The sequence below is a fragment of the Acidimicrobiales bacterium genome, from assembly GCA_036491125.1.
In the GTDB taxonomy this organism is placed as follows: Bacteria; Actinomycetota; Acidimicrobiia; order Acidimicrobiales; family AC-9; genus AC-9.
In genome coordinates, this window is record DASXCO010000032.1 from 13165 (window position 1) to 28883 (window position 15719).

The following is a 15719-nucleotide window of genomic DNA, read 5'->3' on the forward strand; positions in this document are numbered from 1 at the left end:
CGTCGGGTGTGAACTTACAGCCTTCTTCGTTCCCCGAGGTGACGGGGGTCATACCCATCGCTCACGAGCTCACCCAGATCTGGGTGGTGGAGATCACCCCGCCGATCAATCCGAGGGCCTTCCCGCCGTCCGGGAGGGTCGGGCCGTTGAAGTTCGTGACCCTGGGCTTGGCCGACACCATCCAGATATTCCGGTTGGTCCACAGGTAGGGCACGTCCGCTCCGAACCGGGAGGCGACAGTCTGGTAGGCCGTCGTCCGAGCGGACTGGTCCGGGTTGGTGCGACCGGCGTCCAGCGCCTGCTGGATCTGGGGGTCCTTGTTGCGTGCGAAGTTGAGGGCCAGAGCGCCGACCGGGGCGGCCGTGTTCGTGCTCCACCACACGTAGTTGCCGTCGGGGTCCGGAGAGCCGAACTGGCGCCACGCGTAGGCCTGGTACTTCCCCTGGAGGGCGTTGAGGATGTACTGCGTCTGCTCGACCTGGACGATGTTGGTCTGGATCCCGGCCTGCTTCCACATGGCCTGGACCAGCTCGTTGATCTCCAGGGTCTTCGGCGTGTTGGTCGTTCCGTACTGGAACGAGATGGGCTGCCCGCCGTGGTCGGCCTGGTACTGCTTCACGAGGGACTGGGCCTTGGCCAGGTTGTAGTCGGGGTAGCCGGTGGGCGCGAAGTAGGGCGAGCCCTGCACGAAGGGGCCGAACGACTTCGGGGGCACCCCGTTGAAGACCGTGTTGATGACCTTCTGCTTGTCGATGGCGAAGGCCAGGGCCTGGCGGACCCGGAGGTCGTCCATGGGGGGGACCGCGGTGTTGAGCATGACGAAGTCCATGTCCGGCTCGAAAGACTGCTTCGTGTCGTCGATGGTGACGAAGGCCGAATCGCCCTGCAGGTCGACCAGATTCTGGGTGTCCGAGCTGTGCATGATGTCGACGGCGCCCGATTTGAGGCTGTTCTCCCGTGACTGGGGATCGATGATCGGCTTGAAGGTGATCTGGTCGAGGTAGGGAAGCCCGGCGCGCCAATAGTGGGGGTTCTTGGTGCTGGTGTAGTGGTCGTTGGGGACCCACTGGCCGAACACGAAGGGTCCGGTACCCACCGGGTGGTTCTGCGCCTGGCCGCTGAGCAGCGTCCTGGGCTCCACCACGACACCGGTCTGCGCCGTCAGCACGAGCGGAAAGGGGACCCAGGGCGACTTCATGGACACCACCACCGTCATGGGGTCGGTGACGTCGACGCTGGCGATCGTGCTGAGGGCAGGGCCGGTCAGGAGGGCGGCCCTGATGGTGTCGAGGTTCGTCTTCACCGCCGCCGCCGTGAGGGGGCTGCCGTCGTGGAAAACGACGTTGGGCCGAACGGTGATCGTCCACTTCGTGAAGTCGCTGTTCGGGGTGATCGACTGGGCCAGATAGGGCTTGACGTTGCCATTGGCGTCGAAGGCCGCAAGCTGGTCGTAGACCGTGTGGGCGTACATGAAGCCCGTCGTGTCCCAGCGGTTCATGGTGGGATCGAAGCCGTCGATCTCTGCCTCGGTGGCGAAGGTGATCGACCCGCCCGGCTTCGGCGTCGCCGTCGACACGCCCGTGTTGGTGCCGGTGGAGGCGCTGGTGCTCCCTCCGCTGCTGCAGGCCGCCAGGAGGCTCGACGCGCCTCCGCCCAGGACGGCAACCCCCGCCGCCGTGCGAAGACCCTGTGAGAGGAAGCGGCGGCGGTCGATGGGGTCGGACATCGCTGTCCTTTCTGGTTGGAGACCTTGTCCGCAGATGACAAAAATGTGACAGGAGTGTGACATCGGGCATACCCCAGATCAAGCCGCGGGCAACCACACCAGGTCGGGGTGCGTCTGCACGGGCTGTTCCCGGGCCCCGCCGGGGCCTCAGGCTGCGCGTCGGCCGCCGCCCGGGCGCTACGTTCCCGTCATGCTCGTCGTGGGCCTCACGGGAGGCATCGGGTCCGGGAAATCGACCGTCTCGGCCCTCCTCGAGGAGCGGGGCGCTGTCATCGTGGACGCGGACCGGATCGCCCGCGAAGTGGTGGCGCCGGGTGGGCCGGCGTACCAGCCCGTCGTCGACCGGTTCGGCCCCGGCGTGGTGACCGCCGACGGAGCGATCGACCGTCCCGCACTGGCGGCTGTGGTGTTCGCCGACCCCTCGGCGCGGGCCGACCTCGAAGCCATCACGCACCCGGTGGTGGGGGCCACGATGGCCGAGCGGCTCACCGCCCAGGCCGGAACCGACCGCCTGGTGGTGCTCGACGTGCCCCTGCTCGTGGAGGGCGGCCGGCGCCGCTCTGGCGGCGAGGCCTCGGGCGGCGAGAGCTCGGGCGGCCCGAGCTCCGGCGGGGGACGGAGCCTGCCCCACGGCGTGGCCGCCGTGGTGGTGGTGGACGCCCCACCGGAGGTGGCCGTGAGCCGGCTGGTCCGCGACCGGGGCATGAAGCCCGCCGAGGTCGAGGCCCGCATGGCCGCCCAGGCGACCAGGGAGGACCGGCTGGCGCTGGCCGACGTGGTGATCGACAACTCGGGCTCCACCGAGGACCTGGTCCAGGAGGTCGACCGGGCCTGGACCTGGATCGAGGAGCTCCGGCAGAGGAAGGAACGACCCGACCCCGAGTGATACACCCCGCCGGTACGATCGGCTCGGTGTCGCGCACGCCCCGCTTCCAGGTCGTCTCCGACCTCGAGCCCGCCGGTGACCAGCCCGCGGCGGTCGAGGCGCTGAGCCGCGGGGTACGGGAGGGGGACCAGTTCCAGACCCTCCTCGGCATCACCGGGAGCGGCAAGAGCGCGACCATCGCCTGGACGGTGGAGCAGGTCCAGCGCCCGACCCTGGTCATCGCCCCCAACAAGTCGCTCGCCGCCCAGCTGGCCAACGAGTTCCGCGAGCTGTTCCCGCACAACCGGGTCGAGTACTTCGTCTCGTACTACGACTACTACCAGCCCGAGGCCTATCTCCCCACGAGCGACACCTACATCGAGAAGGACTCCTCGATCAACGACGAAGTCGACAGGCTGCGTCACTCCACCACCGCGAGCCTCCTCACCCGACGCGATGTGATCGTGGTGGCCTCCGTCTCGTGCATCTACGGCCTGGGCTCGCCCGAGGAGTACGAGCAGCGCATGCTCTTCGTGCGGGCGGGCGAGGAGCACGACCAGCGGTCCATCCTGTCCCGCCTCGTGGCCATCAACTACGAGCGCAACGACACCAACCTGGTGCGGGGGAAGTTCCGGGTCCAGGGCGACACCATCGAGGTGCACCCCGCCTACGAGGAGACCGCTGTCCGCATCGAGCTGTTCGGCGACGAGGTCGAGCGGATCAGCCGCTTCGACCCGCTGACGGGAGAGCAGCTTGGCCTGCTCGAGGAGCTGGTGGTCTTCCCGGCCACGCACTACGTCGCCGGCGACGAGCGCATGAAGCGGGCCCTCGGCGGCATCGAGGAGGAGCTGGCCGACCGGCTGGCCGTCTTCGAGCGGCAGGGAAAGCTCCTCGAGGCCCAGCGTCTGCGCATGCGCACCCAGTACGACCTGGAGATGCTGACCGAGGTCGGGTCGTGCGCGGGCATCGAGAACTACAGCCGCCATATCGACGGCCGCCGGCCGGGTGAGGCGCCTCACACCCTCATCGACTTCTTCCCCGACGACTATCTGCTCGTCCTCGACGAGAGCCACGTCACCGTGCCCCAGCTGCACGGGCAGTACGAAGGAGACCGCTCCCGCAAGGACGTCCTGGTGGAGCACGGGTTCCGGCTGCCCTCAGCGGTCGACAACCGACCGCTGCGCTTCGACGAGCTGTACGAGCACATCAACCAGTGCATCTTCATGTCCGCGACCCCGTCGCCCTACGAGCTCTCACAGTCGGCCCACGTCGTCGAGCAGATCGTCCGCCCCACCGGGCTGGTCGACCCGGAGGTGGTGGTCAAGCCGACCAAGGGACAGATCGACGACCTCATCGAGCAGATCAACCAGACCACGGCCCGCGGTGAGCGGGTCCTCGTCACCACCCTCACCAAGAAGATGGCCGAGGACCTCACCGAGTACCTGTTGGAGATGGGTCTGCGGGTCCGGTACCTGCACTCGAATGTCGACACCATCCAGCGCATCGAGCTCCTCCGGGACCTCCGCCTCGGCGAGTTCGACGTGCTGGTCGGGATCAACCTCCTGCGGGAGGGCCTGGACCTCCCCGAGGTCTCTCTGGTAGCCATCCTCGACGCCGACAAGGAGGGGTTCCTGCGCAGCGAGACGTCGCTGATCCAGACCATGGGCCGGGCGGCGCGCAACGTCGAGGGCCAGGTGGTGATGTACGCCGACACGGTGACCGATTCCATGCAACGGGCGATCTCGGAGACCCAGCGACGCCGGTCCGTGCAGCAGGCCTACAACGCCGAGCACGGGATCGATCCCCAGACCATTCGCAAGGCCGTCACCGACATCCTCGCCCAGATCCGCCCCGACGGCGAGGCACCGCGGCCGGGACGGGACCGCAGGTCGCGACGGCGTGACGCGGTGCGGAGCGACCTGGCCGAGCTGCCCCAGGACGAGTTGAGCAGGCTGATCCGGACGCTGGAGGAGGAGATGCGTGAAGCCGCCACGGAGCTCCGGTTCGAATACGCCGCCCGCCTCCGGGACGAGATCGGGGACCTCAAGAAAGAGCTCCGCCAGGTCGGGTAAGGCCGGCTCGGGAGACCGGCCGAAGGAATCACCCGCAGCCGCGAAAGCGGCGAGGGGCGGCCCGGGAGGCCGGCCGAAGGAGTCGGCCGTAGCCGCGAAAGCGGCGAGGGCCGGCCGGGGAGGCCGGCGGGGGGAAGCCGCGAAAGCGGCTAAGGCTGCGCCCCGATCCGCGGGGAAGACCAGGTCCCGCCAGTATTCTCGATTTGTGTCAGACGTCCTGGTGATTCGTGGTGCTCGCGAGCACAACCTGCAGGACGTCTCCCTGGAGCTTCCCCGAGACCGCCTGATCGTGTTCACGGGCATCTCGGGGTCGGGGAAGTCCTCGCTCGCCTTCGACACGATCTACGCCGAGGGCCAGCGTCGGTACGTGGAGTCACTCTCCGCCTACGCCCGCCAGTTCCTCGGCCAGATGGACAAGCCCGACGTGGACTTCATCGAAGGCCTGTCGCCTGCCATCTCCATCGATCAGAAGTCTGCGTCCCGCAACCCCCGTTCGACCGTCGGGACCATCACCGAGATCTACGACTATCTCCGGCTCCTCTACGCCCGGGTCGGACAGCCTCATTGCCCGGTGTGCGGACGGCCCGTCACCCGCCAGACCCCCCAGCAGATCGTCGACCGCATCATGGACCTGCCCGACGGCACCCGGTTCCAGGTGCTGGCGCCGGTCGTGCGGGGGCGCAAGGGGGAGTACGAGGGCCTCCTCGACGAGCTGGCCAAGCAGGGTTTCTCGCGGGTCCGGATCGACGGCGAGGTGCAGGACCTGGGCGAGCAGCGGGACACCGGCCGGCTGGCCCGGTACGAGCAGCACACCATCGAGGTCGTCGTCGACCGCCTCGTCCGTAGGGACGGGATCGTCCGTCGGCTGACCGACTCCCTCGAGACGGCTCTGCGGCTCGCCGACGGGGTGGCGGAGGTACAGCTCGTCCCGAGGTCGGGCGCGAAGGGGACCGAGGGGGCCGGCGAGGAGATCCTGACCTTCAGCCAGCACCTGGCATGCAACTTCGACGGGCTCAGCTTCGACGAGCTGGCCCCCCGGAGCTTCTCGTTCAACTCGCCCTACGGCGCCTGTCCGCACTGCGCCGGCCTGGGCACCCGCTACGAGGTCGACCCCGAGCTCGTGGTACCCAACCCCGCACTCAGCCTGTCCGAGGGCGCCATCGCTCCCTGGTCGGGCAACCGCACCGAGTACTTCTACCGGGTGGTGGCCGCGGTGGCGGACGCCTACGGGTTCTCGGTGAAGACGCCGTGGGCCAAGCTGAAGAAGTCCGAGCAGCGGGTCCTGCTGCAGGGCTCGGGGACGCGCCAGATCCACGTCCAGTACCGCAACCGGTACGGCCGGGTGCGCTCGTACCACACCCACTACGAAGGCGTGCTGCCCTATCTCCAGCGTCGGCATAGCGAGGCCGAGTCGGACCACGGTCGGGAGATGATCGAGGGGTACATGCGGGAGGTGCCCTGCGCCGAGTGCCACGGCGCCCGCCTCAAGCCGGAGTCGTTGGCGGTGACCGTGGGCGGCCGCAACATCGACGAGCTCTGCAGCCTGTCGATCGGGCGGGCGGCCGAGGCCATCGGCGCCCTCGAGCTGTCCGAGCGCGAGCGAATGATCGGCGAACGGGTCCTGCGGGAGATCCAGGCCCGGGTGCAGTTCCTGCTCGACGTCGGGCTCGACTACCTGAGCCTCAACCGCTCCGCCGGCACCCTGGCAGGTGGCGAGGCCCAGCGGATCCGCCTGGCCAGTCAGATCGGCAGCGGTCTGGTCGGGGTCCTCTACGTGCTGGACGAGCCCTCGATCGGGTTGCACCAACGAGACAACCGCAAGCTCATCGACACCCTGCTGCGCCTGCGGGACCTCGGCAACACCGTGATCGTGGTCGAGCACGACGAGGAGACCATCCGGGTCGCCGACCACATCGTCGACATCGGCCCCGGAGCCGGAGAGCACGGCGGCGAGATCGTCTGCTCCGGAACGCTCGCCGAGCTCGAAGCCACCGATCGATCGCTGACCGGCCGGTACCTCACGGGAGCGATGTCGATACCGGTGCCCCAGATGCGGCGCGAGCCGGGTGAGGAGTGGCTGGTCATCAGGGACGCCCGGGAGCACAACCTGAAGGACATCGACGTCGAGCTACCCCTGGGCTGCTTCATCACTGTCACCGGCGTTTCCGGCTCCGGGAAGTCGACCCTGGTCGACGACATCCTCTACCGGGGTCTCATGAAGCGCATCTACTCCTCGAAGGTCGTGCCCGGCCGGCACCGCACCATCGAGGGTGCCGAGGGCATCGACAAGGTCATCGACGTGGACCAGTCGCCGATCGGGCGCACCCCCCGATCCAACCCGGCCACCTACACCGGGGTGTTCGACGCCATCCGCAAGCTGTTCAGCCAGACGCAGGAGGCGCGGGTCAGGGGGTACCAGCCCGGGCGGTTCTCGTTCAACGTGAGCGGCGGACGATGCGAGGCGTGCTCCGGGGACGGGACGATCAAGATCGAGATGCATTTCCTCCCCGACGTCTACGTGCCTTGTGAGGTCTGCAAAGGGGCCCGATACAACCGCGACACTCTCGACGTCACCTTCAAGGGCAAGAACATCGCCGACGTGCTCGATCTGTCCTGCGAGGAGGCGCTCGAGTTCTTCGCCAACCAGCCGGTGATCGCCCGTCACATGCGGACCCTCGTCGACGTGGGTCTCGGCTACGTCAGGCTGGGCCAGCCGGCCCCGACGCTGTCGGGGGGTGAGGCGCAGCGGGTGAAGCTGTCGACCGAGCTGTCCAAGCGGTCGACGGGACACACCATGTACATCCTCGACGAGCCGACCACGGGGTTGCACTTCGATGACGTGCGCAAGCTCCTCGGCGTCCTCAGCCGGCTGGTGGACCAGGGCAACACGGTGATCGTCATCGAGCACAACCTCGACGTCATCAAGACGGCCGACTGGATCGTCGACCTGGGGCCCGGGGGTGGCGAGGGTGGGGGCACGGTCGTGGCCGAGGGCCCCCCGGAGAAGGTCGCCAAGACCCCCGAGAGCTACACCGGCCAGTTCCTGGCCGGGGTCCTGGACCAGTAGCGTCGCGGCATGCGAGTCGCCCTCGCAGTAATCGCCGCCACCGCCGGGGGAGCCGTGGTCGCGGGATGTGGTGGCGGCAGCTCCAGCGGCAGTGGCCGGCTCAACAACCCCACGACCCTGGCATCGGCCATCCGCGACTCGGCACAGCACAAGGTGGCCACCGGCACGGCCGGCCTCCCGGCGGCCACGACGGTGACCCAGGTGACCTGCGCCAACAGCCAGCGCCTCGACTACACCTGCAGCGTCCACCTCAGCACGGGCGCCGTCCAGCCGGTCCAGGTGTCCGTGGCCCCGGGGGGACGAAGTTACGTGGTCACTTCCGGCGGCCTGTAGGTCGTCGTCGCGCCGTTACACGATCTCGAGCATCCGCTCCAGCGCCACCCGAGCCCAGCGGGCCGTCTCGGGGTCGACGGTGATGCGGTTGTGCACCTCGCCCTCCACTAGCCCCTCCAACACCCATGCCAGATGGGCGTCATCGATGCGGAACATGGTCGAGCACGGGCAGATCAGGGGGTCGAGCGAGACGACGGACAGATCGGGGTGCTCGTGGGCCAGGCGCTGGACGAGGTGGATCTCGGTGGCCACGGCGACGGCAGTGCCCGGCGGCACCTCGTCCACGGCCCGGATGATGAAGTCGGTCGAGCCAACCCGGTCTGCGAGCTCCACCACCTCGCGGGCGCACTCGGGATGGGCGATGACCACGCCGTCGGGATGCTCGGCCCGGAAGGCCTCCACATGCTCGGGCCGGAAGCGCTGGTGCACCGAGCAATGGCCCTTCCAAAGAAGGAAGGTGGCCTCCTTCACGTCCGGGCCCTCCAGCCCGCCGAGAGGCCGCCGGGGGTTCCACACCCGCATGTCGTCCTCGCTGAAGCCGAGCTGGTGACCCGTGTTGCGCCCGAGGTGCTGGTCCGGGAAGAAGAGGACCTTGTCACCCCTCGGCTCGGAGCCGTCCAGGCCGAGGGCCCACGTGAGCACGGCCCGGGCGTTCGAGGACGTGCACACGGCCCCGCCCTGGCGACCGACGAAGGCCTTGAGGGCCGCCGAGGAGTTCATGTACGTGATCGGGACGATCCGCTCCACGTCGGTGACGGTGGCCAGCTCCTCCCACGCCTCTTCGACCGACTCGACGTCGGCCATATCGGCCATCGAGCACCCGGCGTTGAGATCGGGGAGCTGGACCGCCTGGTGCTCGCCGGTGAGGATGTCCGCCGACTCGGCCATGAAATGGACGCCGCAGAAGACGACGAACTCGGCGTCGTCTCGGTCGGCGGCGATGCGGGACAGCCCGAAGGAGTCACCCCGGGCGTCGGCCCAGCGCATCACCTCGTCCCGCTGGTAATGGTGCCCGAGGATGAGCAGCCTGGATCCGAGGCCGGCCTTGGCCGTCTCGATCCGCTCGGCCAGCTCCTCTGGCGGCGCGCCCGTATAGCGCTCGGGGAGCGGCGTCTGGAGTCGCAGCATGTTGGAACCCCTCTCTGGGGAGCGCTCCGAATGCGGCCGGCGGGGACAGCCTGGTCGCCCATCCGCGGGGTTGTCGGCCTCGAAGCGAGGTATGTCGCCGGAGTACCAGGCCGGCGTGGTCTGCAGTGTAGATGGACGGCGAACGATATGGGGCCCCGTCCCGATCGTCGGGTCAGTCGCCGGCCACGGCTGAGTGCATCGCCTCGACCGCCCTGACGAGGCGCTGGGCCTCGGTCGCGAGGAGCGACTCGTCCCGCACCTCCTCCACGAGGGGGGTTGGCGCCGTGTCACCGGGCGACCGCTCCTTGGCTCGAGCCAACTTGACCGCCGCCAGATGGTCCTGGAGGGCGCCCAGGGTGTCCGCGAGGGCCGGGAGCGGGCCGGGTGGGCGACCCTGGCGGAGGGCGCCAGCCAGCTCGCTCAACGCGGCGTCGAGTTGCCGGCACAGCTCGGGCAGGCTGGGCACCGGGTGCCGCCCGGTGAACGTGGCGAGGTGGGCCTCGAGGGCCGTCACGGCGCTGTAGACCCTGCGGTTGGCCCCCACGAGGGACCAGAACTGCTCCACGAGCGCTCCACCCCCGGGCCGCTCGCCAAGGAGACGCTGGAGGTCGGCCTCGGCGTTGTCCGCGGCGAGGGCAGCCTTTCGGTGGGGCTCGTCCAGCCCCTCGGTTGTCGGTCCCGGCCAGATGTACCGCCGCATGACGGCGCAGAAATAGGCGCGGTTCGCCATCATGGCCGCGCCCAGCTCACGCTGGTCGGTCCCTCGAGAGGAGTCCGGCCACAGCAGGTAGCTGCCGCCGAGGGCGAGGGCGGCGCCGATGAGGGTGTCCGCGACCCGCCAGCCGGCGAGGGTCCACTGGCCGGGATGCCCGACCTCGGTCAGGAGGATGACGAGGGGCGTGAAGAACACCACCCAGAGCCCGTAGTTGAGAGGCAGGAACGAAAAGGCGACGAGGGCCAGGGGGATGGTCAGCAGCGCCGCGACCCACTCGTTCGTCACCGTGGCGGTGATGGCGACGGCCAGCAGGGCGCCGAGGATCGTGCCCCCGACCCGGAGGAGGGTCCGCTGGAACGTGACGCCGGCGTAGGGCTTGAGGATCACGGCGATCGTGAGAGCGACCCAGTAGCCCCTGGGGAGGCTCAAGCCGCGGAAGATCAGCACGCCGATCGTCGTCAGCGTGGCGTAGCGCAGGGCGTGGCGGAAGGCGACCGAGTCCAGGGTGAGGTTGCTCGTCAGGGCGACCCACCAGCCGAGGCGGGGCGGTCGCCCGCTTTCTTCTTCGCGACGCGTCCGTCTGGCGGAACCGACCAGCCGGTGGGCGCCGTGGAGGTCGATGGCCAAGGAAGCGGCGTCACGCAGACCGTCCAGCAGGCGCTGCATGGAGTTGTTGACCGGCCGCAGGGCTGCCAGCTCGCCGCCGTCGCCGGCGCCCCGCAGCACGCCATCGGTGAGCGAGCTCACCGCCTCGCCCAGGTCCCGGACTGCCGACTCTGCCCCCGTCACGTCGGGCCGGCCGCCGGCCCGCACGGCGCTGCCGACCGAGCGCAGCGTCTGGCTCACGCGCTCACCTGCCGAACGCACCGGGGTGGCCGTATCGCCCAGCCGGCTGCGGTCGACCAGCTCCTCGGCCAGGCCCTCGCTGACGTTGAGCAGGGCGCCCGCCGCCTCCGTGAGGGCGGCGAGCACCCGTCCCGGAGCGCTCTCGCCGTCCCGCCCGAAGCGGGTCGCCCGTACCGTCGCGCCGGCGTCTTCCAGAGCCTCCCTGGCGGCGCGCGACGCCCGAGTGACCGCTCCCGCGGTCGGCGCCGCCGAGCATGTCTCCGCGACCAGCCTGGCCACGGCCACGTAGCACCCGGCGACGGCGTTCTGGGCCGCCGCGTACGGACGCAGGGGCCACAGACCCAGGGCGAGGACCATCGCCCACGCCCCGCCGGCGAGGGAGACCCACAGCGCCTGGGCCCCGCTCAACGCCCCGGGCGGGAAGCCCAGGCCCAGGATGAAGACCACGGTCACCACGAAGCCGACGTTGCTCGCCACCCGGCCGTAGATGGTCACGAGGCCCCCCGCGAAGGCGATGGCCAGCATGAGCGGCACGGCGGCCCCCAGCGAGCTGGCGGCGGTGATCCCGAGGGCGAAGGCGCCGGCGTCGGCGAGAGCGGCGACGGACATGGCCACCGCCCGGGTCCGCTCGGGGCCGCCGGAGTCGGCCATTCCCACGTTGAGGGCTCCCAACGCCGCGGCCGAGCCGATCGTCACCCGGTTGGTCACCAGGCCGATTAACAGCGGTACGGCGATCTCGCACGCCACGCGCAGCCCCAAGCCGATGGCGGGACGGCCCGGCTCGACACGGAAGAGCGTGCTCCAGAGCAGCCCCCGGGGCTGACGGGCCGTCACGTCGGCTGGAGGTTACAGCGCCGCCCGATGAGCCGCTGCTCATAGACTTTGGAGACGTGTTGCAGCGGCCTCCCACGGCGACGATCCCTGACGCCCCCGGCTCGTACCAGTTCAAGGACGTCGACGGCAGGGTCATCTACGTAGGCAAGGCTCACTCGATTCGCCACCGGCTGGCGAGCTACTTCCAGGACCCGGCCAACCTGTCGCCGCGCACGGCGCAGATGGTCCTCAGCGCCGAGAGCGTCGAGTGGATCCAGGTCCGCAACGACGTCGAGGCCCTGATGCTGGAGTACAACCTCATCAAGGCCCACCGGCCACGGTTCAACATCCGGCTCCGGGACGACAAGAGCTACCCCTTCCTCGCCGTCACGCTCGATGACGAGTGGCCCAGGCCGATGGTGATGCGGGGCCGCAAGCGAAAGGGCGTCCGTTACTTCGGGCCCTACGCCCACGCCTACGCCATCCGGGAGACCCTCGATCTGCTGCTGCGCTCGTTCCCGGTCAGGACGTGCTCGGACAACAAGCTGGCGCATCACCAGCGCCTCGGCCGCCCATGTCTCATGTACCACATCGAGAAGTGCACCGGTCCGTGCGTGGGCGAGATCGACAAGCCCGACTACGACCGGCTCGTGGGTGAGCTGGTCGACTTCCTCGCCGGCGACACCGAGACGATCGTGCATCGGCTCGAGGCCCAGATGGCAGAGGCCGCCGAGGGGCTGGAGTTCGAGCGGGCCGCCCGGCTCAGGGACCGGTTGACCTCGGTGCGCAAGGCCATCGAGAAGCAGCAGATGGTCACTGAGCGACCCGAGGACCTCGACGTCATCGGGGTGGCCGAGGACGAGCTCGAAGCGGCGGTGCAGGTGTTCCACGTGCGGCGCGGCCGGGTGGTGGGGCGGAAGGGCCTCATCGTGGACAAGGTCGAGGACCTCGATCGGCACCAGCTCATCGCCCACGTGCTGGAGCAGCTGTACGCCGAGGCGATCATGGACATCCCCCGCGAGGTCCTCGTCCCCGACGTGCCCGAGGACCTCGCCGTGTACGAGTCGTGGTTGGCGTCGCTGCGGGGGTCGAGGGTCGTCGTGCGCGTGCCCCAGCGTGGCGACAAGCGGGCCCTGCACGACACGGTGACCCGCAACGCGGGGGAGGAGTTCACTCGCCACCGCCTGCGGCGGGGCGCCGATCACAACAGCCGGGCCCGCGCCCTCAACGCGCTCCAGGAGGCCCTGGACCTGCCCGAGGCACCGCTGCGGATCGAGTGCTTCGACATGAGCCACATCCAGGGCAGCGACTACGTCGGCTCGATGGTCGTGATGGAGGACGGCATCCCCAAGACGAGCGACTACCGCCGCTTCAAGGTCGGCACGGTCGAAGGTAACGACGACTACGCGGCGATGGAGGAGGTGCTCACCCGACGGTTCACGGCCCTGCTGGCCGAGCGGGAGGAGCCGCTGGGGGAGCGGGCCCGGCGACGTCGCTTCGCCTATCCACCCCAGCTGCTGCTCCTCGACGGTGGCAAGGGCCAGCTCCAGGTGGGCATCAGGGTCCTCGAGCGGCTGGGGCTCGACGACGAGATCCCGGTGGCGGCCCTGGCCAAGCAGTTCGAGGAGCTCTTCGTGCCCGGCCAGGCCGATCCCATCCGCATCCCACGGCAATCCGAGGCGCTCTATCTCCTCCAGCGGGTCCGCGACGAGGCCCACCGCTTCGCGGTTTCCTACCACCGCAAGCTCCGGGGTCGGCGGATGACCCGGAGCGTGCTCGACGACATCCCCGGCCTGGGACCGACGCGCAAGCGTCGCCTGGTGCGAGAGCTGGGCGGCGTCCGGGCGGTCCAGGTGGCGCCGCTCGAGACGCTGCTGGCCCTGCCCTGGCTCCCGGACAACGTGGCCCGGGCCGTGCACGACAAGCTGCATCTTCCGGCGGGATCCACGCGTCGCAGCGACGCATCCGTGGCTGCGCAATGAGCACCAGCGACAGCGACCTGTGGACCCAGAGCGCCCGCTGGTGGCAGACCGCCTTCACGGCTGGAGCCGATCCCGAGTACGTCGAGCAGATCCTCCCGCTGGTCTCGCAGCACCTTCCGCAGTCCGGGCGGGTCCTCGACGTGGGCACGGGAGAGGGGCAGGTGGCCAGGCTGGCTGCGGGTCCTCGGATGGTGGTGGGCGTCGACCCGACGTGGCCGCAGCTGGAGGAGGCCATACGGCGCGGTGGTGGCCCTCTGTACGCTCGGGCCACCGCGGCGAGCCTCCCTTTCGCCCCCGCCAGCTTCGACAGCGCCGTTGCCTGCCTCGTCCTCGAGCACCTCGAGGAGCTCGACGAAACAATCGCCGAGGTGGGCCGGGTCCTGCGGCCCGGCGGCCGCTTCCTCCTGCTCATGAACCACCCGCTGCTCCAGGTCCCCGGCAGCGGATGGATCGACGACCACATCCTCGGTGAGCAGTACTGGCGCATCGGGCCCTACCTCGTCGAGGACAGCTCCGTGGAAGAGGTGGACAAAGGCGTCTTCGTGCCGTTCGTGCACCGGCCCCTGTCCCGGTACGTGAACCTGCTGGTGGACCACGGGATGCTGGTGGTCCGCATGGAGGAGCCGGCCCCGCCCGCGGGCTTCCTGGCACGGGCGGAGGAGTACGCCGAAGCGGCGACGATCCCCCGGCTCCTCTTCCTTCTGGCCGAGAAGCTCCCCCATCGACCCGGCGATGTGACAATGGGGGAGCCTCTATGAGCGACTACCTCATCATCACCGGGCTTTCCGGCGCGGGCCGTTCGACGGCGGCCGCCACCTTCGAAGACCTCGGGTGGTTCGTCATCGACAACATGCCGCCCGCGCTCATCACCAAGGTCGCCGAGCTCGTCAGCGGGCCGGGATCGGAGACCGAGAAGGTGGCGCTCGTCGTGGGCCGGGGGGGCAGCGAGTACCTGGAGGACGTCGGGCCCGCCCTGGAGGCGCTCCGCTCGACCGGGAACCGGGTCCGGTTGCTGTTCCTGGACGCGTCCGAGGAGGTCCTCGTGCGCCGCTTCGAAGGGACCCGTCGCCGCCATCCGCTGGTGGCCGAGGGGGTGATCGGGTCCATCGCCCAGGAGCGGCGGATGCTCGACCCGATCCTCGCCCAGGCCGACGTGGTCGTCGACACCAGCGACCTCAACATCCACCAGCTCCGTGGTCGCCTCATCGACCTGTTCGAGCGGGACGACCACGCCGCCGGGCTCCAGGTCACGGTCGTCTCGTTCGGGTTCAAACATGGCGTCCCCCTCGACGTGGACCTGGTGTTCGACTGCCGGTTCCTCCCCAACCCGCACTGGATCGAGGAGCTGCGCCCGCTGACCGGGCTCGACCCACCCGTGCGGGACTACGTCATGAGCCAGTGCGACACCCCGGCCTTCATCGAGAAGGTCGACGACCTGTTCGGCCTCCTGCTCCCCGCCTACGTGAAGGAAGGAAAGTCCTACCTGACGATTGCCGTCGGCTGCACCGGCGGCCAGCATCGGTCGGTCGTGCTGGCCGACGAGCTGGCCGAGCGGATCCAGTGCCGGGGCTTCGAGCCGACGCTCCACCATCGGGATGTGCACCGATGAGCGCCCGACCGCGCGTGGTGGCACTCGGTGGCGGCCACGGGCTGGCTGCCACCCTGCGAGCCACGCGTCGCTACGGCGACGGGATCACGGCGATCGTCTCGGTGGCCGATGATGGGGGTTCGAGCGGTCGGCTGCGGGACGTCTTCGGGGTGCCGCCGCCGGGTGATCTGCGCAAGTGCCTGGTCGCGCTCAGCGCCCCATCGGTGTGGTCGAAGGCGTTCGAGCACCGGTTCGACGCCGGAGAGCTCGAGGGCCACGCCCTGGGCAACCTCGTCATCGCCGGCCTGGCTGCCTCCACAGGCGATTTCCTGTTCGCCGTGAAGGAAGCCGGGCGCCTGGTCGAGGCGGGCGGAACCGTCCTGCCGGCGACGACCGTCCCCGTCGTGCTCAAGGCCGACGCGGCCGGTGGGGCGGTGCAGGGCCAGGTCGCGGTGGCCAACGCGGGACACATCGCCCGGGTCTCGCTCGTGCCGGTCGATGCGGAGCCGCCCGCCGCCGCCCTGGAGGCCGTGGCCCGAGCGGACCAGATCGTCCTCGGCCCGGGCTCCCTGTACACCAGCGTC

11 protein-coding genes are annotated in these 15719 nt (G+C 69.7%); 8 read left to right on the plus strand and 3 right to left on the minus strand.

Going from position 1 to position 15719, the window contains the following annotated elements:
- Positions 1 to 61: 61 nt before the first annotated feature.
- Positions 62 to 1726 (minus strand): ABC transporter substrate-binding protein, encoded by a 1665-nt coding sequence (locus VGF64_02490; GenBank protein ID HEY1633598.1) that lies wholly within the window; start codon positions 1724 to 1726, stop codon positions 62 to 64.
- A 190-nt stretch (positions 1727 to 1916) separates the two neighbouring features.
- Between VGF64_02490 and coaE the strand changes: the two genes are divergently transcribed.
- The 4 genes from coaE to VGF64_02510 all read left to right on the plus strand — a co-directional run bounded on the left by coaE (position 1917) and on the right by VGF64_02510 (position 8063).
- On the plus strand, positions 1917 to 2612 hold the full coding sequence (gene coaE / locus VGF64_02495; protein ID HEY1633599.1) for a dephospho-CoA kinase: 696 nt from the start codon (positions 1917 to 1919) through the stop codon (positions 2610 to 2612).
- A gap of 26 nt (positions 2613 to 2638) precedes the next feature.
- Positions 2639 to 4663: an excinuclease ABC subunit UvrB gene (gene uvrB / locus VGF64_02500; protein HEY1633600.1), complete on the plus strand. Its 2025-nt coding sequence runs from the start codon at positions 2639 to 2641 to the stop codon at positions 4661 to 4663.
- Positions 4664 to 4868: 205 nt separating this feature from the next.
- A complete protein-coding gene (uvrA, locus tag VGF64_02505; GenBank protein HEY1633601.1) occupies positions 4869 to 7730 on the plus strand; it encodes an excinuclease ABC subunit UvrA in 2862 nt (953 codons plus the stop codon).
- Positions 7731 to 7739: 9 nt separating this feature from the next.
- Positions 7740 to 8063 (plus strand): hypothetical protein, encoded by a 324-nt coding sequence (locus VGF64_02510; GenBank protein ID HEY1633602.1) that lies wholly within the window; start codon positions 7740 to 7742, stop codon positions 8061 to 8063.
- A gap of 15 nt (positions 8064 to 8078) precedes the next feature.
- Here VGF64_02510 and nadA read toward each other — a convergent pair whose 3' ends face one another.
- The gene (gene nadA, locus VGF64_02515; GenBank protein ID HEY1633603.1) at positions 8079 to 9191 is read right to left on the minus strand and encodes a quinolinate synthase NadA; all 1113 of its coding nucleotides are present in this window, start codon (positions 9189 to 9191) and stop codon (positions 8079 to 8081) included.
- 172 nt (positions 9192 to 9363) lie between these two features.
- Positions 9364 to 11586: an FUSC family protein gene (locus VGF64_02520; GenBank protein ID HEY1633604.1), complete on the minus strand. Its 2223-nt coding sequence runs from the start codon at positions 11584 to 11586 to the stop codon at positions 9364 to 9366.
- Between the two features lie 56 nt (positions 11587 to 11642).
- Between VGF64_02520 and uvrC the strand changes: the two genes are divergently transcribed.
- The 4 genes from uvrC to yvcK all read left to right on the plus strand — a co-directional run.
- A complete protein-coding gene (gene uvrC / locus VGF64_02525; protein HEY1633605.1) occupies positions 11643 to 13547 on the plus strand; it encodes an excinuclease ABC subunit UvrC in 1905 nt (634 codons plus the stop codon).
- A complete protein-coding gene (locus tag VGF64_02530) occupies positions 13544 to 14305 on the plus strand; it encodes a class I SAM-dependent methyltransferase (protein HEY1633606.1) in 762 nt (253 codons plus the stop codon). Before uvrC ends, VGF64_02530 begins: the two co-directional genes overlap by 4 nt.
- Positions 14302 to 15156, plus strand: a complete 855-nt coding sequence (gene rapZ / locus VGF64_02535) for an RNase adapter RapZ (GenBank protein ID HEY1633607.1) — start codon at positions 14302 to 14304, stop codon at positions 15154 to 15156. Before VGF64_02530 ends, rapZ begins: the two co-directional genes overlap by 4 nt.
- The coding region (gene yvcK, locus VGF64_02540; protein HEY1633608.1) for a uridine diphosphate-N-acetylglucosamine-binding protein YvcK at positions 15153 to 15719 on the plus strand (567 nt) is incomplete at its 3' end. The genes rapZ and yvcK, both read left to right, overlap by 4 nt.

Bases quoted from the DNA above. Each gene is read 5' to 3' on its own strand.
- VGF64_02490 (HEY1633598.1), bottom strand. From the start codon at position 1,726: ATGTCCGACCCCATCGACCGCCGCCGCTTCCTCTCACAGGGTCTTCGC.
- VGF64_02530 (HEY1633606.1), top strand. From the start codon at position 13,544: ATGAGCACCAGCGACAGCGACCTGTGGACCCAGAGCGCCCGCTGGTGG.
- nadA (HEY1633603.1), bottom strand. From the start codon at position 9,191: ATGCTGCGACTCCAGACGCCGCTCCCCGAGCGCTATACGGGCGCGCCG.
- VGF64_02510 (HEY1633602.1), top strand. From the start codon at position 7,740: ATGCGAGTCGCCCTCGCAGTAATCGCCGCCACCGCCGGGGGAGCCGTG.
- coaE (HEY1633599.1), top strand. From the start codon at position 1,917: ATGCTCGTCGTGGGCCTCACGGGAGGCATCGGGTCCGGGAAATCGACC.
- rapZ (HEY1633607.1), top strand. From the start codon at position 14,302: ATGAGCGACTACCTCATCATCACCGGGCTTTCCGGCGCGGGCCGTTCG.